The following is a 20,175-nucleotide window of genomic DNA, read 5'->3' as shown; positions in this document are numbered from 1 at the left end:
GAACCGACGAGATGGTCGATCAGAAGGAAAAGAACCGCAAGAAGGCGCTGATCATCCTGCAGGTCGTGATCTACGGATACCTCCTGACGATGTTCTTGATCCAGCTGTATATGTCATTCACCCGCGGCTGGTGGGATCTGTGAACATCCCGCTGCGCAACCGCAAGACAGCGGCGAAGGTCACCGCGTCGGTTCCGGTCAGCGGGTCGGTGAACCTCGAAGAGCACCACGAGGAGTCGCGCCAGGCCCAGCGCCGCGCCGACAAGTGGATGATCGCCGGTGCCGCGCTGATGGGCATGTGGGCGCCCGGACTGATCGGGCTTCCGATCTTCATGCGCGGGGTGTGGCTGCAGCGCCAGGCGCTGCGGGCCGGGCTGTCGGTGCGGCCGATGATCGTCACGCTCATCGGGTATCTGGTGCTCATCGACGGGATGCTCAACAGCCTCGGTTGGGCACTGGATCTGGTCGCCAACCACACGCTGATCAACCGGGTGTTGATGGTCGGTTGGGGCGCGATGTTCGACGCGGGTTACTTCTGGCACTACAACGAGGCGTGGATCGGCGGCGCCGCCGCACCGGGTGAGAAGTCGATGGTGTTCGGCATGATCCTGACCGTCTTCGCGATGCGCTGCGCCGCGGCGATCGGGTTCCTGCAGATGAAACGGTGGGGCCACCAGTGGATGATCATCACCTGCTGGATGGGCGTGCTCATCTGGTGCCTGTACGTGTTCAACATGACGATGTACGCCGACGTCCGCTACGCCGGCGTCGTGTTCCCGGTCATCGGTTGGTGGCTCTACGACATCTTCTACATCACGCCGTTCCTGGCCATCCCGTACCTGCACACCGTCAATCGCGAGATCTTCTCGGATTAAAGGAGTTCCGACTGTGACGACTTCTGTGGAGAACACCGAAGAGAGGGCCGAAGACCTGCCCCCGGGCACCACGCCGTACTACGCCCGGATGCACAAGTGGATCAAGCGGGCGGTGCTGGTCTGCCTGGTCGCGCTCGTCATCGAGGGCGCGTTCACGCTGCCGTTCATGGCGGTCTACTACGGCTACCCGACCTTGAGCCTCACCGAGATCTGCAGCGAGCTGCTCAAGGTGCGCTACTCGGACGACACCCTGGAATGCCAGGTGCCGTACCCGGCATTCGGCCCGCCGGAAGGCGCCGAGGGCAAGGACACCGCCCAGGATGAATGGGGCATTCAGCCTGTGCCGCAATACAACCGGATCGGGTTCCGGGAACTCGTGCAAATCCATCAGGAACGTGAGGCGCGGGAGGCCGCGCAGGACGGAACGTCATGACCGAGGCACTCGAACGGCACGCCGAGAACTGGGATCTGCGGCACGTCGATTTCAACGATAACGACTTCCTGTACGACGTGTACGCGGTCATGCGGGACAACGGCGCATTCGCGCGCACGGAGGAACCTTTTCTGAGCCCGGACCCCGACGGGGCGTGGGTGGCGGTGCGTTACGCCGAATGTGTGCAGATCCTGCAGGATTGGGAACACTTCTCCAGCAACCCGACCCCGGAGGGCGCCGAGCGGCTCACCGGCGATCTGGTGATCACCCTGGACCCACCGCGGCAGCAGAAGTTCCGCAAGGTGCTCAACCCGTACTTCTCCCCCGCCCGGATGAAGGCGCTGCGCCCCGAGATCGCCGCCGAAACCGACCGGCTGATCGACGATTTCATCGAATCCGGCGCCGGTGACCTGGCCGAGGTGGCCTGGCGGCAGCCGGGAATCGTGTTCTTCAAGTATCTGCTCGGTATGCCCGTCGAGGATGTGCCGCTGTGCGTCGAGCTCACCGACACCGCGCTCAACGGAACCACCGAGCAGGACCGGATGGCCGCCTGGGGCGGGCTGTATCAGCATCTGCACGACGCGGTGACCGCGCGGCTGGACCAGCCGCCTCGCGACGACATGATCGACGTGCTTCTGGCCGCCGAGATCGATGGTGAGAAGCTGGCTTTCGCTGACGTGGTGTCCAACGCGATGCTGCTGGTGCAAGCCGGTCTCGAAACCACTGCCAGCGCGATGTCGTTCGCATACCACTATCTGGCCACCCACCCGGCCGAGCGGGACCGGCTGATCGAAGACCCCGAGCTGCTCCCCCGCGCGGTCGAGGAGTTCATCCGCTTCGCCGGTTCCATCCACGGAATCCCGCGCACCGTGGCCAAGGACGTCGAGGTCAGCGGCTGCCCGTTCCGCCCTGGTGAGCAGGTGATCGTGAATTACGCCTCCGCCAACCGTGACGAGCGGCAATTCCCCGACGCCGACCGCTGCGTCCTCGACCGCCGCGACAACCGTCACCTCGGCTTCGGCGCCGGAGTACACAGGTGCCTGGGCTCCAACCTGGCGCGGCTGGAGTTCCAGCTCGGCCTGGAACGCGTGCTGGCCCGGATGCCCGACTTCACCCTCGCGCCGGACCGGACGGCGAAGTTCCACGGCAACTCGGTGACCCGCGGATTCCGTTCGGTGCCGGTCGTGTTCACCGCTTCCGATCGGTCGCGATGAGCTATCGCGGGCTCACCGTCACCGCGTACGACGACCTCCCCCTGCTGTTGCCCCGCGGTGTGCTGAGCACCGGAAAGCGCTAGGAGAACACGTATGTCAGACAGGACCTACCGGGTGATCCAGTGGATGACCGGTGACGTCGGGCAGGTCGGCATCCGGCACTTCGCGGCCTCACCGGTGTTCGAGCTGGCAGGCGTGCTGGTGCACAGCAAGGACAAAGTCGGCAAGGACGCCGGTGAGATCGCCGGAATCGGCCCGACCGGCGTCACCGCCACCGACGACGTCGACGCGATGGTCGCGACGGACGCCGACTGTGTCTTCTACACCCCGGTCATCATGGATGTCGACACGGTGTGCCGGCTGCTGCGGTCCGGCAAGAACGTCGTCACGACGGCGGGATTCTTCCACCCCAGCAACGATTTCCGGAACTCTGCCGAGCAGATCCGCGCGGCGTGCGACGAAGGCGCCACCTCGTTCCACGGCGGCGGCATCCACCCCGGCTACGCCGGTGACCTGCTGCCGCTGACCCTGACCCGAGTGATGAGCCGCGTCGACACCATCAACGTCTACGAGGTCGTCGACGTGCTCAAGGATGCGCCGATGGACCACATCGACTGGATGGGATTCGGCAAGGACAAGGTCAAGTTCCTATCCGAGCCCACCATCCTGGGCCTCGGAGTTCCGTTCTTCGCCCAGTCCATGCACATGATCGCCGACGGGCTCGGCGTGACCATCGACGAGGTGACCGCCGCCGACATCGACGTGGCGACCGCCGCGGCCGACATCCCGCACCCCGACGGGGTGATCCCGAAAGGGACGGTCGCCGCGCAACGCCACGAGTGGACCGCGTGGGTGGAGGGTAAGCCGCTGATCGTCTTCCACGCCATCTACGTCACCGCCGGCCCCGATCTGCTGGAACCCGCGTGGGATTGGGGCGAGACGCGCTACGAGATCGTCATCGACGGTGACCCGCCGACCGAGCTGACGCTCAAAGGGGTGCGCCAACCCGACGGCGCCATGACCCACCCCGGATACGACTGGACCGCGATGGGAGCCGTCAACGCCATCCCCGATGTCTGCGACGGGCCGCCGGGCTGGCTGACCCACCTGGACCTCGGCCTGATCCGGCCCCGCGGACTGGTCCGCCCGTGACCGCCGAACCGGCACTGCACCGCGTCGTGTTCGATGTGGGGCCACCCGCGACCACAACCCTGCCCGTGGAGTTCGACCGATGACCTACCGAATCGACCCCGTCGTGCTGCACCAGGTGACCAAGGGTGCGGTGGGACGGCCGCTGTACAACGGTGAACTGATCACCCGCACAATCGAATCGCTCGCCGAGCACTATCCCGGGCTGATCGATCCGACACCCGGCCGGTGGGTGGCCAGCAAGGCCGGCGGGGTGCTGGGCAAGGTGCGGTTCCTGTACTTCAGCCCGCGCGAATACCTGGTCATCTTCGGATCCCCGACCGGCACCCAGGGCTTCTCCGGGCGCTACAAACACATCGACATCCACAAGTTCCTGCTGGCAGGGCGGATCGACTCCTACGATGTGGAGTCCGACGCCACCACCCCGCTGCCCCCGCTACTACCGGGCGGACACACCTGCCTGGAACGCGGCCACGCACGCGGTCTGACGATCCACCCCGGTTCCTGGCATCTGGAGTACGGCCGCGGCGCGGTCGCCACCACGCTGCCGTTCGCGATGGTGGACACCCTGCTGGTATCGCTGGAAATCGAATCCGTGCGCCGCTCGGCGGTGGAATTCGGCAAGCTGGCCCGGCGCCGATTTCGGCGGGACGAGTCCGATGCGCCGAAGTGGGTACGTTGAAGAGGTCGCGGCGGCACCGGGCCGTCCCTCACCTCGGAGGTAGGACATGCGGGTCGTCATCGCCGGCGGGCACGGCAAGATCGCGCTGATCACGGCGAAACTGCTGTCGGCGCGGGGTGACTCGCTCGCCGGTTTCATCCGCAACCCCGACCATCAGGACGATCTGCGGGGCGCCGGCGCCGAACCGATCGTCGTCGACCTGGAGAACACCACCAACGGGGTGGTGTCGTCCCATCTGCGCGGCGCCGACGCGGTGATCTTCGCCGCCGGCGCCGGCCCGGGCAGTGGCGCTGCCCGCAAGGAGACCGTCGACCGCGACGCGGCGATCCTGCTGGCCGATGCCGCCGAGGCCGCCGGCGTGCCGCGATACGTGATGATCTCCGCGATGGGCGCCGATGCGAACACCCCCGACGACGCCGCCGACGAGGTCTTCGTCGCCTACCTGCGGGCCAAAGGGGCCGCCGACGACTTGATCCGTTCCCGCACAGCACTTCTGAGCACGATCGTGCGTCCGGGACAGCTCACCGACGACCCGGCCACCGGAAAGGTGACGATCGCCGAGAGCACCGGGCGCGGCAAGATCCCGCGCGCCGACGTGGCCGCCGTACTCGTCGCGGTGCTCGATGCACCCGACACCGCGGGCAAGACGTTCGAACTGATCTCCGGCGACACCGACATCGAGGCCGCCGTCGCGTCGCTGACGAGCTGAGCGCCCCGGGTCCGTTCCGCGTCAGCCGAACACAGTCTTGAACCGGTTCAGCGACTCCTGGATGTCCCCCTTGAGCGCACCGGCGACCACCATCCCGATCGGGCCGAACAGCGCGGGCCCGCCCAGGTGGATGTCGAAGGTGACGAGCGAGGAGTCCGGCTCCTTCGCGCTGGGCTTGATCTTGCCCATCAGCTTGACCTTGACGCCACCCTTGCCGTCACCGTTGAGCGTCATCGCCTCCGGCGGCCGGAAGTGCACGACCGTCCAGTGCATCCGGTTCGGCATGCCCTTGACCTCGACGATGGAGTCGAGCTGCGTGCCCTTCTCGATGACCTCGGGCAGCTTCGACCGCCACACCCGGTGGATGGACAGCCACTCCTTGTACCGGGACAGATCCGAGGCCGCGTCCCACGCCTTCTCCGGCGGCAGCGGCACGTCGACCGAAACCGAGAGTTTCGCCATCGGCCTACGACGTCGGCGGTGCGGCCGGGGGCTGCTGCGGAGGCGGGGGCGGCGACGCCGGCGGCGGCGGCGGTGGCGGTGGCGGTACCTGCCCCTCGGGTGGCCGTACCTGCCCCTGGCCCGCCCCCGGATCGGCCTTGTCGGCCACCGCCTTCCTGGCGGCGTCCTGCACTTTGTCGACGGTGGACGCGTACTTACCCTGGGTCTTCTTGTCGACGAGATCGCCGGCCTTGTCGATCACCGTGTCGACCTTGTCGGCGTTCTTCGACAGAAGAGCCTTGGCCTTATCCAAAAATCCCATGAAGGAACTTTACCCATCGGCGGCGCGCCACAATCTGCGGCGTTCGCCCAGTACACGGCCCTGAACCCACCAGATCACCTCGATCGCGGCGGCCCCGGCGACGCCGATGGCCAGGGCCGTGGAGGTCGTCGTCGCATTCGACGGATCGAGGATGAACAGCTCCCTGGCGAACGGGATGCTGAAGATCGCAACGTAGGCCAGTGCCGACACCGCCACGAGCAGCACCCGCCACCATTCGTACGGCCGCGCGACCACCGCCAGCACCCAGATCGCCGACACCAGCAGCGTGATCAGCGCCGCCGTCGACGCCTGCGTCTGCTCGATCTCGCTGGCCGCCCGGCCCTGGTAGGCCAGCAGGTAGGACGTGAACGTCGCGATCCCGACGACGAGCCCGGACGGCAGCGCCGACGTCATCACGCGGCGCACGAACCCGGGATGGGCGCGCTCGTTGTTCGGCGCCAGCGACAGGATGAACGCCGGGATGCCGATGGTGAACCACGCCGCGATCGTGACGTGGATCGGCTGGAACGGGAACAGCAGCGGATCGGTGTCGAAGATCTCCGACGACAGACCGGCCAACCCGACCAGCACGGCCAGCAGCACGGAGTAGACGGTCTTGGTCAGGAACAGGTTCGAGACGCGTTCGATGTTGCCGATCACCCGGCGACCCTCGCCGACGACATACGGCAGGGTGGCGAACTTGTTGTCCAGCAACACGATCTGCGCAACCGCGCGGGACGCGGAGCTGCCCGACCCCATCGCGACGCCGATATCGGCGTCCTTGAGCGCGAGCACGTCGTTGACGCCGTCGCCGGTCATCGCCACCGTGTGCCCGTGGGACTGCAGCGCGTGCACCATCGCGCGTTTCTGGTCGGGCCGCACCCGGCCGAACGTCGTGCACTCCTCCAGCGTGTCGGCCAGCGCCTCCGGCTGGTCCGGCAGGTTGCGGGCGTCCATCGTCTCGCCCTGCAACCCGAGCGATCCTGCCACCGCCCCCACCGACACGGCGTTGTCCCCGGAGATCACCTTGATCGACACGTGCTGTGAGGCAAAGTATTCCAAAGTGTGGCGGGCGTCGGGCCGGACCCGCTGCTCCAGCACCACGAGCGCCGCCGGGGTGACCACGCCGGGGGCGTCGGGCGCGTCGACCGACCGGTCGCTGGACCCCAGCAGCAGCACCCGCAGGCCCTGCGCGCCGATCTGTTCGGCCTCCTCGGCCGCCGGGGAGCCCGGATCGAGCAGCACGTCGGGGGCGCCGATCACCCAGTTGCCGTGTCCGGCATAGGACGTTCCGCTCCACTTGGTCGCCGACTTGAACGGTGCGGTGGCCGTCGCGGTCCAGCCCGGTGCCATCGCGTAGGCCTCGGCGATCGCGGCCATGCTCGCGTTGGGCCGGGGATCGTCGGCGGCCAACTGCGCCAGCACATCGGCCACGTCGGCTCCGTCGAGCTTCTTCACATCGCTGACCCGCATGCCGTTCTCGGTCAGCGTCCCGGTCTTGTCCGCGCACACCACGTCGACCCGCGCCAGCCCTTCGATGGCGGGCAACTCGTTGACCAGACATTGCCGGCGACCCAACCGGATCACGCCGACCGCGAACGCGATCGAGGTCATCAGCACCAGACCTTCGGGGACCATCGGCACCAGCGCCCCGACCATCCGCAGCACCGAATCCCGCCAGCCCATGCCGGTGGTGAACAGCTGGGTGTAGATGATCAGCGCGCCGGCGGGCACCAGAAGATAGGTGATGAAGCGCAGGATCTGGTTGATCCCGTTGCGCAGTTCGGATTTCACCAGCGTGAACTTGCTGGCCTCCTCGGCGAGCTTGGCCGCGTACGCTTCCCGGCCCACCTTGGTGGCGCGGTAGGCACCGGTGCCCGCGACGACGAAACTGCCCGACATCACGTGGTCGCCGGCGTCCTTGGCGATCGCATCGGCCTCACCGGTCAGCAGCGATTCGTCGACCTCGAGGTTGGCCTCCTCCAGGATCACGCCGTCGACGACGATCTGGTCGCCGGGACCCAATTCGATGATGTCGTCGAGCACGACCTCGCTGGGCGGGCGCGGCTGTGTCCCGGATTGCCTGCGAACCAGCGGTTTCGCCTGTCCGACGATGGCGAGCTTGTCCAGTGTGCGCTTGGCGCGCAGCTCCTGGATGATGCCGATCGCGCTGTTGGCGATGATCAGCAGACCGAACGCGCCGTTGATCACCGACCCGGTCGACAGCACGATCACGAACAGCACGCCGAGTATCGCGTTGATGCGGGTGAAGACGTTGCCCCTGACGATCTCCGAGACGCTGCGGGCGGCACGGGTCGGGACGTCGTTGGTCTTGCCCTCCGCGACGCGGGCGGCGACCTCGTCGTCGGAGAGCCCGGTGATCCGGGTGTCGCCGGGCGCGCTCATCGTGATCGTCCGGCCGGTGGCGGATCGATCGTCCCGAAATCCACCTTTTGCAGACGGTTACTCGCACTTCGTCTGCAAAAGGTGGATTTCGGTGCCGGAGCGGCACTCATTTGACGAACACCCCGTTGCCCTCCTCGTCGAAGTACTCCAGCCGCAGCGCGCCGCCCTCGAACGTGGCCGCCGAAACCGTTCCGGGAGGCGCGTTCTCGGAAGAGATCGCGAACGTGAAGACGTTGTCGTTCCACGGCTGCAGGTCGAATACGCCGCGCGGCCCCAGGGCCAGCTCCAGGGCGCCGTCACGTTCGGTGACCGTCGCCGGTCCCCAGTACGCGTTCTGGTAGACCCCGGTGTAGGCGTCCAGCGGGCCGTGGGTCTGTGCGTCGGCGGGGCGCTGCTGCCCGACCAGCGATCCGAGTGGCTTGCTCATGTCCGCGAAAGCCTTGTCGTACAGGGCATACCAGTCCTGGCGGATCTCGCCGAACTGGACGAGGTCGGCGAACTGCGCGGTGAGTGTCTCCGGGATGCCGGTCGGGGTCGCGTTGGTCAGCGCGACGATCGCGACGTCTGCCGAGGGCAGGATCAGCACGTTGGTGGCCGCGCCGAGTTCGAACGCCCCGGAGTGGCTCAGCTGGGTGCGCGCGGCAGAAGTGGTGTCCACGTTGAAGCCGAAACCGTAGAAGCCGGTCCGCATCGCCGGCTCGGTGGCCCGCGACGACGGCATCTGCGGGGTGATCGCGGGCAGCAGCGCGTTCGGGTCGATCAACTGGTTGCCGGCGTGATTGCCCTGCGCGAGCACCATCGCCATCCACCGGGTCATGTCGTTGACCGACGAACTGGCCCCGCCTGCCGGCGACTGTGCCTGCGCGTCGCGGACGTAGCGCGGCTGGTATCCGTCGTCGATGCGGATGTGCCCGACCGCCCGGTCCCGGCGACCGGCGTAGTCGGCGAACTGATAGCTGGTCGCCTCCATGCCCAACGGGCGCAGCAGCGTCTCCGCGGCCAGGTCCTCCCAGCTCTTCCCCATCCCGGCCGCGACCGCCTCGGCGCCCGCCGTCAACCCGAAATTGGTGTACGCGTAGGAGGTCCGGAACGGGCCCAGCGGCAGGTCGCGCATCCGTTCCAGCACCTGACGCCGGTCGTATCCGAGGTCTTCGAGCAGGTCTCCGGCGTGGTCGGGCAGCCCGGACCGGTGCGAGAACATGTCGCCGACCGTGACCATCGGAGTGACCGCGGGATCGGAGAGCGCGAACCACGGCAGCCGGGACACGATCGGGGTGTCCCAGCCGACGTCACCGCGTCCGACCAAGGCCGCCACCACCGTCGCGCTGAGCGGTTTGGACAGCGACGCGAGCTGGAACACGGTGTCGGCGTCGACCTTGTTGTCCGGGCCGTCCGACAGGGTGTTGTTCTTGACTCCGAAACCCTTGGCGTACACCGTCTCTCCGCCGTGCACGACGGCCACCGCCAGGCCGGGGATACCGGACTTCGCCATCAGCTCCTCGGCCAGTCCGTCCAGCTTCGCGACCGCGTCGGCGACGGCGTTCTCGGGCAGCGGCAGCGCCGGAACCAGAGGGGGCGGGACGTCCGAGAGGGCCCGGTCGGGCGCCGCGGTGCTGGTGGGGGCGGGTGCGTCGCCGCCCGCCGTGCATCCGGCCAGCAGTGCGACGGCGGCGACGAGCGCGCTGAACCGAACACCCGACGAGCGCTTGCGCGAGGAGCCGACCAGCCCCGGTCTTTTCATGATCAGCACGGTACTGGGTCGCCCGGGTTTACAGCCGCCACCACGGCTCGAATGTCGAGCCGGGTACCACGCGCTCACCGGGGATCGGCACCGCCAACCGCACCTCGTCGAGTTCGGCGGCTGCCACCAGTCGTTCGACCGGTTCGGCCCACGGGTGCGGCGCGAGCCGGAACGTCGCCCAATGCACCGGCACCAGCACGCTGTTCTGCGGGTCGGTGAGGTCGAGGTGCGCGCGGACCGCCTCTTCGGGGTTCATGTGGATGTCGGCGAACGCCGGGTGGTACGCCCCGATCGGCATCAGGGTCAGGTCGAACGGACCGTGTTCGGCGCCGATGTCGGCGAAGCTCTTGGTGTAGCCGGTGTCGCCGCCGAAGAACGCCTTGTGGGACGGCCCGGCGATCACCCAGGACGCCCACAGCGTGGTGTCGCGGGAGAACAGCCGCCCGGAGAAGTGCCGGGCGGGCGTGCAGATCACCGTCAGGTCACCGATCCGATGGCCCTCGTGCCAGTCCAGTTCGACGATCCGGCCCGCCGGGATCCCCCATCTGCGCAGGTGCGCGCCGATGCCGAGCGGCACCACGAACGGCGCCCGCTGAGTGTGGGTCAGCGCGATGATCGTGTCGATGTCGAGGTGGTCGTAGTGGTCGTGGCTGATCACCACCGCGTCGACGGCGGGAAGCGCCTCCAGCTGCACCGGCACCTCGTGCATGCGCTGCGGTCCGACGGTGCGCGAGGGGGAGCACCGCTGGCTCCACACCGGATCCACCAGCACCCGGTAGCCGTCGACCTCGATCAGCGCGCTGGAATGGCCGTACCAGCTGGCCGCGGCGTCGGCGGCGGCCGGTTCGGGCGTCGGCGGATCCTTGAGCGGGATCGGTCCGGGCGGCTTACCGGCCGATCCGGCGTTGGCCAGGTCGCGCAGCAGCTTGCGCTGCAGTTCCCGGTCCATCGGCAGCCCGGACGACGACGCCTCCAGGTTGACGAACTTGCCGTCCTTGTAATGCGGTGAGCGCCGCGCCACGGGCGCGATCTCGGCGGGCGTCGCCCCCAGCGCGGCCGGTGTGCCCTGCAGAGCCCGAAGCACCCATCCGCCGGCGAACAGCGACGCCGTCCCGAATCCGTAACGCAGAGCCGACCGCACCACCATCAGGCGCCCTTGAACTTCGGCGGGCGCTTCTCGATGCGCGCCACCTGCGCCTCGATGATGTCGTGGCTGCTCCACGCCCGGTCGTACAGCTCTTTGTGGGTGGGCCAGGGTTCCTCGTAGGCGCCGTCATCGTTGAGCACCCGCTTGGCGTGCTGCAGCGCCAGCGGCGCGAAGCCGGCGATCTCCTGCGCCCAGGCCTGCGCGTCGGCCAGCGTACCGATCCTGTTCGCCATGCCGGTCTGTAGCGCGACGTCGGCGGTCAGCCGTTCGGCGGCCAGCAGCATGCCGCGGGCCCGGCCGGCGCCGACCAGCGACGTCAGCCGCCGGATGCTCCAGTTGTCCAGCGCGATGCCGTATTTCGCGACCGGGAACTGGAAGTACGCTTCCGGGGCGACCACCCGCAGGTCGCAGATCATCGACAGGATCACCCCGGCGCCGATCGCCGGACCGTTGATCGCGCCGATCACCGGGACCGGCGCCCGGTCGATCGCCACATTCAGGGCCTTGGCCTTCTCGGGCAACTCATCCGCGACGCCCTGGCCACCGGACAGGTCGGCCCCCGAGCTGAACACGTGTCCCGCCCCGGTCAGGACGATCGCACGGACATCCTCGGTGGCGGCTTTCTCGATCGCTTCGCGCAGACCTTCCACGATCTCGACGTTGAGCGCGTTCCGACGCTCGGGGCGATGCAACTCCAACGTCAGCACGTGGCCGTCTCGGGTCACTCCAATCATGGGCCCAGAGTAGTTAGCCTTCTCGAATGAGCCGGATCGGAGCCCTCGCCCTGCGCGACGCCGTCCTCGACGAGGGCTCCTTCGTCAGCTGGGACTCGGCCCCGGTGCCGGTCGTGACGCCCGCCGAGTACCGCGCCGAACTGGCCGCCGCGGCCGAGGCCACCGGCCTCGACGAGTCCGTCGTGACCGGGGAGGGCAGGGTCGTCGGCCGCCGCGTCGCGCTGGTGGCCTGCGAGTTCGACTTCCTGGCCGGATCGATCGGGGTCGCCGCCGCCGAGCGGATCACCTCCGCGGTGCAGCGCGCGACGGCCGAGGGGCTGCCGCTGCTGGCGTCGCCGAGTTCGGGCGGCACCCGGATGCAGGAAGGCACCGTCGCGTTCCTGCAGATGGTCAAGATCGCCGCCGCCGTCGAGCTGCACAAGAAGGCGCACCTGCCGTACCTGGTGTATCTGCGTCACCCGACCACCGGCGGGGTGTTCGCGTCGTGGGGATCGCTCGGGCATGTCACCGCGGCCGAGCCGGGCGCGTTGATCGGGTTCCTCGGGCCGCGCGTCTACGAGCACCTCTACGGTGAGCCGTTCCCGTCCGGCGTCCAGACCGCGGAGAACCTGCAGCGCCACGGCGTCGTCGACGCGGTGGTGTCCCTGGAGGTGCTGCGCGCCACGATCGACCGCACGCTGACGGTGGTGGCAGACCCACCCGGTGAGCCGCCCGCCGTACCTGCCCCCGAGGTCCTTCCCGACATCCCCGCGTGGGACTCGGTGGAGATCTCGCGGCGACCCGACCGCCCCGGGGTCGGATTCCTGCTGCGCCACGGCGCCACCGACCGGGTGCTGCTGTCGGGGACCGGACAGGGCGAGTCGGCGACGATGATGCTGGCGCTGGCCCGCTTCGGCGGTCAGCCCGCGGTGGTACTCGGCCAGCAGCGGGTGGTCGGCGGACTGGTGGGCCCGGCCGCGCTGCGCGAGGCACGCCGCGGGATGGCGCTGGCGGCAAGCCTGCGACTGCCGTTGGTGCTGATCATCGATACCGCCGGTCCCGCGCTGTCGGTCGAGGCCGAGGAGGATGGGCTCGCCGGCGAGATCGCGCGCTGCCTGGCCGAACTCGTCATGCTCGACACCCCGACCGTGTCGGTGCTGCTCGGTCAGGGCAGCGGGGGCCCGGCACTGGCGATGGTGCCCGCCGACCGCGTGCTGGCCGCCCTGCACGGCTGGCTGGCGCCGCTGCCACCCGAGGGCGCCAGTGCGATCGTCTTCCGCGATGTCGCGCACGCCCCGGAACTTGCTGCAGCGCAAGGCATTCGGTCGGTCGACCTGCTCCGCGACGGCATCGTCGACGTCGTGGTCCCCGAGCATCCCGATGCCGCCGACGAGCCCCGCGCCTTCGTCGGCCGGCTGTCGGCCACCATCGCCGGGGAACTGCACCGGTTACGCTCGACGCCCCGCGAGGAGCGGCTGGCCGCGCGCCTGGAGCGCTACCGCCGCATCGGCCTACCCTGACACAAGATTTCGGCGTGGCCCCCGTCGCCCAGCGACGGGAACCACGCCGAAATCACCTGTGACTACTCGGAATCCGAGCTGTCCGAGCCCGCGCCCGAACCCTCTGCCGACGATGCGCCGTCGTCGCCGCCGGCCGAGTCAGCGGCGTCCCCGGCCTGATCGGTGTCCGCACCGGTCTTGTCGTCAGCCGCCTCGTCCTCAGCAGCCTCGTCGTCGGCCGCCTCGTCCTCAGCGGCCTCGTCGTCGGCCGCCTCGTCCTCAGCGGTCTCATCCTCGGCGATCGTGTCGTCGTCCACCGAGGTCTCCTCCTCGACCGCCCCGACACCGTCGCCGTCGCCGGTGGCGGTGTCACCGTCCTCGTCGTCGACCTCCGAAACCGCCGGCACGACGGCGAATTCGGGATCGACGCCACCCGTCGAGGCCAGACCCCCGGCGCCGGCTGTGGCGTCCGGCGCGGTCCCGGCCGCGGTGTCGAGGGTGACGGTCGCCGAGGCCAGCAGCGACGTATCGGTCGCCTCGCGCAACGCGGGCTCCGTTGACGGGGCCAGCGGATTGCCCTGCCCGTCCCATCCGATGGCCTTCGCGATGGTCTTCGTCAGCGCGATCAGCGAGCCGATCAGACCCGCGCCCTGGCCCGGGACTACGTCGCCGGGGCCGAAGACGAGGTTGAGGCTGTTGAACATCGAGCCGCCCGGGCTGAGCAGACCACCGAAGGCCAGCTCGACCTCCATGCCCGGGATCGGGAGATCCAGGCCCAGTGCCGTCAGCAGCGGCGTGATGACCATCGACTGACCGCCGTTGAGGAACGCGTCGGCCACTGCGGTGGGAAGATTGATCAGGGTGTTGATCGCGGCGCCGAGGTCCGCGTCCTCACCGACCAGGCTCTGGAAGACGGAGTGGATACCGCCGCCCAGCGCGAGCACCGGATTCATCACCAGGCCTGCCAGCCCTACCAGCACGCCGCTGAGATAGGTCGTGGTGAACTTCAGCAGCGGCACCAACTGCGGCGGCGCCGGCTCGATGGCGCCGGGGATCCCGTGCAGGATCAGCTCGTAGATGGCGGCGTGGTCGGGATTCATCGAGCTCAGGTCCTCGGCGAACGGTGCCCCCAGCGCGGCACGCGCGTTCGTTCCCATCTCGGCGAGAATCGCGCCGATGTCGGGGAGTTGGCCGACGTAGCTGATCTGGTTGGCGATGATCTGCTGCAGGATCGGCGCCGGCGCCTCCAACCACGCATTGACCAGACCTGCGAAGTTCACCTCCGAGTTGTTGAAGAGGTTGAGCAGCGGCGTCAGCGGATCGATGGCGGCGCTGAGGTGCACGTCAGGCGCTGCCACTCGGACGTCGGCCAGCTGGGGGGTCGCCACCACGGGGGCTACCGCGATGGCACTCGCGCCGAGCAACGCGATACCGGCGGTCGCGTAGGGGCGGAGGGTGGTGTACATATGGCTCCCATTTGTCGAACTGATCAAGGCCACCGGGACATTACTCCGAAGTAAGTTTCACTGCTCGCGTTTTCAAGCATTTTCTGACTAGTGAGTAAGTTTTTGGTCTATACCGACTTCTCAAATTTGACGGTACCGACATTCATGCGGTTGACATGGCAAATCTCACTATGGCCAAGAACGCGCGCGACCTCCGGAGGTTCCGCCGGACACAAAAATAGTTAGCTGAACGCCAAAGCAGCCGATCACGCCCGGCGCCGTCGACACACGGGCCGATCGAGCCTCGAGATACGCCACAGCGACGGGTGCCACGGCCGCAGCAAAGTCGCGAGCGCAGGAAGCGTCAGACCTCGATCGGTGGCCGCAATCGGTCCATCGTGTACCGGCGGTTGCGTCGGGCCGCCCACGCACTGGCGGCCATCGAAGCTGCGGTCAACCCCGTCAGCACCGCGATCGCGATCCACAGCCGGGAGTCGATGCCCCCGACGGTGAGCTGACGCAGCCCATTGACCGCGTAGGTCATCGGGTCGAACGGGTGGATGATCTGGAACGGTTTCGCGGTCGTCTCGACCGGATAGATGCCGCCCGCCGATACCAGTTGAAGCATCAGGAACGCCAGCGTCACCACCCGGCCGACCGCGACCCCGAAGAGCGCGTTGAAAGCCTGGATCAGCGCCAGGAACGCCGCGCCGATCAGGACCAGGAACCCGACCGTCCCCAGCGGGTGATCAGCCTGCAGTCCGACGCCGAAGTGCACCACCGCGTACATCACCACGACCTGGCAGACCACGATCAGCAGCCCGGGCCAGTAGGACGCCAGCACCACCCGCAACGCACCCAAGCCGTTGACGATCGGCCGGGACTGCAACGGCGAGAGCAACATCCACACGATCAACGCACCGATGAACAGCGCCAGCGGCATGAAGAACGGGGCGAAGCCGGTACCGAAGGTAGGTGCGGGGTTGTGGGTCACCAGGTCGGCGGTCACCGGAGCCGCCAACGTCTGAGCGACCTCGGTGCGCTGCTGTGGTGTCCACGAGGGGACCTGGGTGCTGCCCTCGCGCAGTTTGGTGGCCAGCTCATGCCCGCCGGACTTCAGCTTCTCCGTACCGTCGGCGAGTTGGTGCGCCCCACTGGAGAGCTGGCGACCACCGTCGGCCAACTGCACCAGGCCCGCGCTGAGGCGCTGAGCGCCCGCGTTCAGCTCGTCGACCCCGTCGCGGAGTTTCGCGACATCGGCGCGCAGTCCCCCGTCGAGTGCCCGGGTCAGGAAGACCCGCAGCTTGCTGTTGGGATCGCCGAGCTCGTTCTCCAATCGGGATGCGCTGTCGCGCAGCCGGATCAGCCCCTCGTCGGTGGTGGGGTCGATACCTTGCGCCCGCAGCAGGCGCTGCGCGCCGGCGAGGGCGTGCCCGGCGTCGCGGACCGCGGGATCGGGATTGGACTGCAGGAACCCGACGGCCTGGTCGACGATCGCGGCGGCCTGGGCACTGTTGACGTTCAGCGCGGCGAGCCGGTCGGTGGTGGACCGGACCGCAGAGGACAGGTGCTGTGCGGCGATCGCGACGTCGTCGGGGTTCAGGCCCAGCCCGCCGACCCGGTCGAGGGTGTCCAACAGCGGCCCGACAGCCTTGTCCACGGAACCGGCGAGTTGCCGTGTGCCCGCGGCCAATTGGGTCGAGCCGGTCTTCGCGCTGTCCAAGCCCGAGGTCAGGGTGTCCGCGCCACCGGCGAGCCGCTTGGCTCCGTCGTCGGCGGCGTCCAGGCCTGTCGCGAGTTGCTGGGCGCCGTCGGCGGCCTGGCCGAGTCCTCGACCGGCGTCGGTCAGCCCGGTCAGCACCGTGCCGACGGTGCGCTCGCCGATCTTGGCGTTGATCTGGTTGACGACCTCACGTGAGGTGTTCTGGCCGATGATGGACGCCAGGTAGTTGTTGGCGTCGTTGAAGGTGAACCGGATCTGCGCTCGGCGTGGATCACCGCCCGACGGGGATCCGACCGCATCGCTGAAATCCTCCGGCAGCGTGATCGAGAAGTAGTAGTCGCCGCGCGCCACCCCGTCGGCAGCGTCCTGCGCGGACATCTCGGTCAGATCCAGCTGGCCGGAATCGATCAGTGCCTGCGCCACCTCGTCGCCGGCCCGCAGCTCCTGCCCCTGGGCCGAGGCGCCGCGGTCCTCGTTCACCAGCGCCACCGGAACCTTGTTCACCTCGGCGAACGGATTCCAGAACGCCCACAGGTACATCGCGCCGTACAACAGCGGCATCACGATGACCGTGATCAGCGCGATACGCGGCAGCGTGCCCCGGAAGTACCGCTTGATGTCGGTACCCAACGACATTCCTGCGAGTGCCATCAGGCCTCACCTTCCTCTTGAGCCGCCGCCGCGTGCCGAGGGTGGTCCTCGACGAGGATGTTTCGCACCCCCGCGGTGGTCACGCCGTTGGCACTGGCGGTGACGACGGTCTGGTGTTCGCCGAGCGCGACGAGGCGGCCGACCAGCTGCTCACGGTCGCGGTCGGTGGCGACCTGTTCGACGTCGCCGACCACCAGCAGCGGGGGGCGGCCCGTGTTCGCCAGCGCGATCCGCAGCAGCATCGCGTCGAGCTCGCTGAGCTCCCCGGCGGCCTCCGACAGCGGCGGCAGCGGCAGATCGCCGAACACCGGCCCGCACACCCGGGCCAGCGCGTGCGCGTCGGCCCGCCGAACCACCTTGTACCAGTGGGCATCCCAGCGCAGCTTCTCGGTGATCAGATCCCCGACCGTCGCGGTGTCGGAGAGCTCGTCGACACCGTCGATCGCGGCCAGCGCGGCGCCGTCGAAGATGTCCTGAACCCGGCTCCGGCCGAGGACGAGCAGCGTGCCCGTGTCGGGCCGCATCCGCCCGGCCAACGTCAGCAGCAACGCGTCGCGGCCCACGCCGGGAGCACCGACCAGGACCGTCAGTCCGCCCGCGTCGATGTCGAGATCGACCGGGCCGTAGACCGGCCCCGCCGGGCCCCGCATCGTGATCGCCCGCGCGGCGATCGCGGGTTCCTGAGCTGCTGCGTCTGCCACCAGCCAATCCCACCACACGCCGCCGGTGGCATTCTGGGGATGTGCACACGCTCTTCGAGCTGGTGGGGAACTTCTGGTGGCTGGTCTTCGTGTTCGGCGGCACCATCGCCGGCGCGGTGAAGGGAATCGCCGCCGCCAGCGAACGTCGCGCCCAGCGGCGTCTGGAGCGGTATCGGATCAAACAGCAGACGAAGATCGCTCTGGCTAACGCGAACGCGACGAATCAGGCACGTTCGGAAGCGAACCGGCGGGAGATCACCAAGGTCCTGCACCGCCACGACACCACGGACCGACGCTGGCTGTCCTACGAGGTGGACGTGGCCAAACTGCTCGACTTCCCGGCCATGACGGACATGCGCGAACCGCTGACGCTGGGCTTTCACCGCGCCAAGAACCGTGCGGACCTGTTGCGTCCCAACACCATCGACGACATCCTCGACGATCGCGACGCCCAGGTGGCATATCGCGACGCCGTCAGCGACTACGTCGCCGCGTTCGACGCCGCCGAGACCGAGGCGATCCGGAAACGTCGCAGCGACTTCTCGGCCGAAGATCAGGACCGCCTGGCCCGTGCCCAGCATCTGCTGCGGCTCGCCGCCGGCGACGGCGCGACGCCGCAGGAGCGGCAGAGCGCGTACGGCCGGGCGCAGAAAGAGCTGGCTGGGCTGGTCGTGCTGCCCGCGACGACGCGGGCAGCCATCGAGAACCGGATGCTCGGCGAGCTGGAATCCTGAGCCTCACGCCACGGCGAGCGCGGCCAGCATCGCGCCCGAGGTCACCAGCAACAGCGGGATCCGGGCCATGTTGCGCCGGGTCCAGCGCACCGCCGCGGCCTCGTCGACGTCGGCGGGATCCTTGCGCTCGAACTCGACTCCCCTGGGCAGCAGGTCGAGCAGCGTCCACAACCGCATCGCCGCGTGGCTGAGCAGCGCCACCAGCAGCGCGGGGCCGACCCGGGGTGTGCCCCAGGTGACGATCAACGTCAGCACCAGCAGCACCTCGAAGATCACCGGTGCGGGGACCCAGAACCGCACGCGGGAGATGCCGCCGTTGTGCGCCTGGATGATGCCGGGGCGCTTCGGCCAGGCCGGGTCGACGACCAGCACCTCGTAGAGCGCACCGCCGAGCGTGACACAGATGGCCAGCGTCGCGGCCGCGATCAGGATGAGCGCCGGGGTCCCCACACCTGCCGATTATCCGGATGTCAGGATGTGGCATGGCCCACATTCAGCCATTCCGCATCGACGTCCCCGACTCGGCCCTCACCGACCTCCGAGATCGCCTGCACCGCACCCGCTGGCCGGAACCCGAGTGCGTCGACGACTGGAGCCAGGGCATCCCGCTGGCCTACACCCAGCAGCTCGCCGATTACTGGGCCAACGAATACGACTGGCGCGCAAGGGAAGCCGCACTCAATCGGTTCGACCAGTTCACCACCGAGATCGACGGGCTGGACATCCATTTCATCCACAGCAGGTCGCCGCGCGAGGATGCGTTCCCGCTGGTCATCACCCACGGCTGGCCCGGTTCGGTGGTCGAGTTCACGAAGGTGATCGAGCCGCTGAACGAGGCCGGGTTCCATGTCGTCTGCCCGTCACTGCCCGGCTACGGGTTCTCCGGGAAACCCACCGCCACCGGATGGGGGGGTGGAACGCATCGCCGCCGCGTGGGACGAGTTGATGGTGCGGTTGGGCTACCAGCGCTACGGCGCGCAGGGCGGCGACTGGGGTGCGGCGGTCACCACGCAGATCGGCCGCAACGTCGGACACTGCGTCGCGATCCACACCAACATGCCGTTCGGGCGTCCACCCCGCGGGCTGTCGGATCCGAACCCCGACGAGCAGGCTGCGCTGGAAAGGCTTGGCTACTACCAGAAGTGGGACTCCGGATACTCCAAACAGCAGTCGACGCGGCCCCAGACGCTGGGCTACGGGCTGGTCGACTCACCGGTCGCGCAACTGGCCTGGATCGTCGAGAAGTTCTGGTCGTGGACGGACTGCGACGGGCACCCGGAGAACGTGCTGAGCAGAGACGAGCTGCTCGACAACGTGATGCTGTACTGGATCACCGGCAGCGGTGCGTCGTCGGCGCGGCTGTACTGGGAGAGCTTCAACGCGTTCACCCGCGGTGCGGCGGTCACGCTCCCGACCGGGGTGGCGTCGTTCCCGAAGGAGATCCTGCGCTCACCCCGGCACTGGTGCGAGGACAACTACACCATCACCCGGTGGACGACGATGCCGCGCGGCGGGCATTTCGCGGCGTTCGAGCAGCCCGAGTTGTTCGTCGACGACGTGAGCGCGTTCTTCGCCGAATTCCGGTGACCGG

19 protein-coding genes and 1 pseudogene are annotated in these 20,175 nt (G+C 68.5%); 10 read left to right on the top strand and 10 right to left on the bottom strand.

Annotated features, from left to right (window positions below):
- The first annotated feature begins 11 nt into the window (after window positions 1-11).
- The 7 genes from BST38_RS29785 to BST38_RS17330 all read left to right on the top strand — a co-directional run bounded on the left by BST38_RS29785 (window position 12) and on the right by BST38_RS17330 (window position 5,061).
- Window positions 12-143: a hypothetical protein gene (locus BST38_RS29785; protein WP_272818853.1), complete on the top strand. Its 132-nt coding sequence runs from the start codon at window positions 12-14 to the stop codon at window positions 141-143.
- Window positions 140-874: a hypothetical protein gene (locus tag BST38_RS17355; RefSeq protein ID WP_420872553.1), complete on the top strand. Its 735-nt coding sequence runs from the start codon at window positions 140-142 to the stop codon at window positions 872-874. The genes BST38_RS29785 and BST38_RS17355 overlap by 4 nt, the downstream gene beginning before the upstream one ends.
- A gap of 13 nt (window positions 875-887) precedes the next feature.
- On the top strand, window positions 888-1,307 hold the full coding sequence (locus BST38_RS17350) for a hypothetical protein (protein ID WP_083144595.1): 420 nt from the start codon (window positions 888-890) through the stop codon (window positions 1,305-1,307).
- Entirely contained in the window at window positions 1,304-2,521 is a 1,218-nt protein-coding gene (locus tag BST38_RS17345) for a cytochrome P450 (RefSeq protein ID WP_083144593.1), read from the top strand. Before BST38_RS17350 ends, BST38_RS17345 begins: the two co-directional genes overlap by 4 nt.
- 93 nt (window positions 2,522-2,614) lie before the next feature.
- Window positions 2,615-3,673, top strand: coding sequence for an NAD(P)H-dependent amine dehydrogenase family protein (locus tag BST38_RS17340; RefSeq protein ID WP_083144592.1), 1,059 nt, complete (start codon window positions 2,615-2,617; stop codon window positions 3,671-3,673).
- Between the two features lie 79 nt (window positions 3,674-3,752).
- On the top strand, window positions 3,753-4,352 hold the full coding sequence (locus BST38_RS17335; RefSeq protein ID WP_083144590.1) for an isomerase: 600 nt from the start codon (window positions 3,753-3,755) through the stop codon (window positions 4,350-4,352).
- A 46-nt stretch (window positions 4,353-4,398) separates the two neighbouring features.
- The gene (locus BST38_RS17330) at window positions 4,399-5,061 is read left to right on the top strand and encodes an NAD(P)H-binding protein (RefSeq protein ID WP_083144589.1); all 663 of its coding nucleotides are present in this window, start codon (window positions 4,399-4,401) and stop codon (window positions 5,059-5,061) included.
- Between the two features lie 21 nt (window positions 5,062-5,082).
- Here the strand turns inward: BST38_RS17330 and BST38_RS17325 are convergent, their stop codons facing one another.
- From BST38_RS17325 to BST38_RS17300, 6 genes are all read right to left on the bottom strand, one after another.
- Window positions 5,083-5,523 (bottom strand): type II toxin-antitoxin system Rv0910 family toxin, encoded by a 441-nt coding sequence (locus BST38_RS17325; protein WP_083144588.1) that lies wholly within the window; start codon window positions 5,521-5,523, stop codon window positions 5,083-5,085.
- 4 nt (window positions 5,524-5,527) lie between these two features.
- Window positions 5,528-5,824 carry an antitoxin gene (locus BST38_RS17320; RefSeq protein WP_083144586.1) on the bottom strand — a complete coding sequence of 99 codons (297 nt, stop codon included), beginning with the start codon at window positions 5,822-5,824 and terminating at the stop codon, window positions 5,528-5,530.
- A gap of 9 nt (window positions 5,825-5,833) precedes the next feature.
- Window positions 5,834-8,230, bottom strand: a complete 2,397-nt coding sequence (locus BST38_RS17315; RefSeq protein WP_083144585.1) for a cation-translocating P-type ATPase — start codon at window positions 8,228-8,230, stop codon at window positions 5,834-5,836.
- 106 nt (window positions 8,231-8,336) lie between these two features.
- Window positions 8,337-9,971 (bottom strand): serine hydrolase, encoded by a 1,635-nt coding sequence (locus BST38_RS17310; RefSeq protein ID WP_083144674.1) that lies wholly within the window; start codon window positions 9,969-9,971, stop codon window positions 8,337-8,339.
- Between the two features lie 28 nt (window positions 9,972-9,999).
- The gene (locus BST38_RS17305) at window positions 10,000-11,118 is read right to left on the bottom strand and encodes an MBL fold metallo-hydrolase (RefSeq protein ID WP_083144584.1); all 1,119 of its coding nucleotides are present in this window, start codon (window positions 11,116-11,118) and stop codon (window positions 10,000-10,002) included.
- The gene (locus BST38_RS17300; RefSeq protein ID WP_083144583.1) at window positions 11,118-11,852 is read right to left on the bottom strand and encodes an enoyl-CoA hydratase; all 735 of its coding nucleotides are present in this window, start codon (window positions 11,850-11,852) and stop codon (window positions 11,118-11,120) included. Before BST38_RS17300 ends, BST38_RS17305 begins: the two co-directional genes overlap by 1 nt.
- A 26-nt stretch (window positions 11,853-11,878) precedes the next feature.
- On the opposite strand from BST38_RS17300, the gene BST38_RS17295 reads away from it, so the two are divergent.
- A complete protein-coding gene (locus BST38_RS17295) occupies window positions 11,879-13,351 on the top strand; it encodes an acetyl-coenzyme A carboxylase carboxyl transferase subunits beta/alpha (RefSeq protein WP_083144582.1) in 1,473 nt (490 codons plus the stop codon).
- A 62-nt stretch (window positions 13,352-13,413) separates the two neighbouring features.
- On the opposite strand, the gene BST38_RS17290 is transcribed toward BST38_RS17295, so the two are convergent.
- The 3 genes from BST38_RS17290 to BST38_RS17280 form a co-directional block, all read right to left on the bottom strand.
- The gene (locus BST38_RS17290; RefSeq protein ID WP_083144581.1) at window positions 13,414-14,796 is read right to left on the bottom strand and encodes a hypothetical protein; all 1,383 of its coding nucleotides are present in this window, start codon (window positions 14,794-14,796) and stop codon (window positions 13,414-13,416) included.
- A gap of 343 nt (window positions 14,797-15,139) precedes the next feature.
- Window positions 15,140-17,149, bottom strand: a complete 2,010-nt coding sequence (locus BST38_RS17285) for a YhgE/Pip domain-containing protein (protein WP_083144580.1) — start codon at window positions 17,147-17,149, stop codon at window positions 15,140-15,142.
- Window positions 17,149-17,850, bottom strand: a complete 702-nt coding sequence (locus BST38_RS17280) for an ATP-binding cassette domain-containing protein (protein WP_083144672.1) — start codon at window positions 17,848-17,850, stop codon at window positions 17,149-17,151. The genes BST38_RS17285 and BST38_RS17280 overlap by 1 nt, the downstream gene beginning before the upstream one ends.
- Before the next feature lie 41 nt (window positions 17,851-17,891).
- Between BST38_RS17280 and BST38_RS17275 the strand changes: the two genes are divergently transcribed.
- A complete protein-coding gene (locus tag BST38_RS17275) occupies window positions 17,892-18,584 on the top strand; it encodes a hypothetical protein (RefSeq protein ID WP_083144579.1) in 693 nt (230 codons plus the stop codon).
- Window positions 18,585-18,587: 3 nt separating this feature from the next.
- Here the strand turns inward: BST38_RS17275 and BST38_RS17270 are convergent, their stop codons facing one another.
- Window positions 18,588-19,034: a hypothetical protein gene (locus tag BST38_RS17270; protein WP_083144578.1), complete on the bottom strand. Its 447-nt coding sequence runs from the start codon at window positions 19,032-19,034 to the stop codon at window positions 18,588-18,590.
- 32 nt (window positions 19,035-19,066) lie between these two features.
- Here BST38_RS17270 and BST38_RS17265 point away from each other — a divergent pair.
- Window positions 19,067-20,171, top strand: a pseudogene (locus BST38_RS17265) (epoxide hydrolase family protein).
- Window positions 20,172-20,175 lie beyond the last annotated feature (4 nt).

It is taken from the genome of Mycolicibacterium parafortuitum, assembly GCF_002086815.1.
GTDB classification, from domain to species: Bacteria; Actinomycetota; Actinomycetes; order Mycobacteriales; family Mycobacteriaceae; genus Mycobacterium; species Mycobacterium parafortuitum.
This window is presented reverse-complemented; position numbering and strand designations above follow the sequence as displayed.

Coding starts and splice junctions, on each gene's coding strand:
- BST38_RS17285 (WP_083144580.1), bottom strand. CDS start 17,149: ATGGCACTCGCAGGAATGTCGTTGGGTACCGACATCAAGCGGTACTTC.
- BST38_RS17315 (WP_083144585.1), bottom strand. CDS start 8,230: ATGAGCGCGCCCGGCGACACCCGGATCACCGGGCTCTCCGACGACGAG.
- BST38_RS17340 (WP_083144592.1), top strand. CDS start 2,615: ATGTCAGACAGGACCTACCGGGTGATCCAGTGGATGACCGGTGACGTC.
- BST38_RS17305 (WP_083144584.1), bottom strand. CDS start 11,118: ATGGTGGTGCGGTCGGCTCTGCGTTACGGATTCGGGACGGCGTCGCTG.
- BST38_RS17330 (WP_083144589.1), top strand. CDS start 4,399: ATGCGGGTCGTCATCGCCGGCGGGCACGGCAAGATCGCGCTGATCACG.
- BST38_RS17335 (WP_083144590.1), top strand. CDS start 3,753: ATGACCTACCGAATCGACCCCGTCGTGCTGCACCAGGTGACCAAGGGT.
- BST38_RS17325 (WP_083144588.1), bottom strand. CDS start 5,523: ATGGCGAAACTCTCGGTTTCGGTCGACGTGCCGCTGCCGCCGGAGAAG.
- BST38_RS17345 (WP_083144593.1), top strand. CDS start 1,304: ATGACCGAGGCACTCGAACGGCACGCCGAGAACTGGGATCTGCGGCAC.
- BST38_RS17295 (WP_083144582.1), top strand. CDS start 11,879: ATGAGCCGGATCGGAGCCCTCGCCCTGCGCGACGCCGTCCTCGACGAG.
- BST38_RS17310 (WP_083144674.1), bottom strand. CDS start 9,971: ATGAAAAGACCGGGGCTGGTCGGCTCCTCGCGCAAGCGCTCGTCGGGT.
- BST38_RS17320 (WP_083144586.1), bottom strand. CDS start 5,824: ATGGGATTTTTGGATAAGGCCAAGGCTCTTCTGTCGAAGAACGCCGAC.
- BST38_RS17290 (WP_083144581.1), bottom strand. CDS start 14,796: ATGTACACCACCCTCCGCCCCTACGCGACCGCCGGTATCGCGTTGCTC.
- BST38_RS17300 (WP_083144583.1), bottom strand. CDS start 11,852: ATGATTGGAGTGACCCGAGACGGCCACGTGCTGACGTTGGAGTTGCAT.
- BST38_RS29785 (WP_272818853.1), top strand. CDS start 12: ATGGTCGATCAGAAGGAAAAGAACCGCAAGAAGGCGCTGATCATCCTG.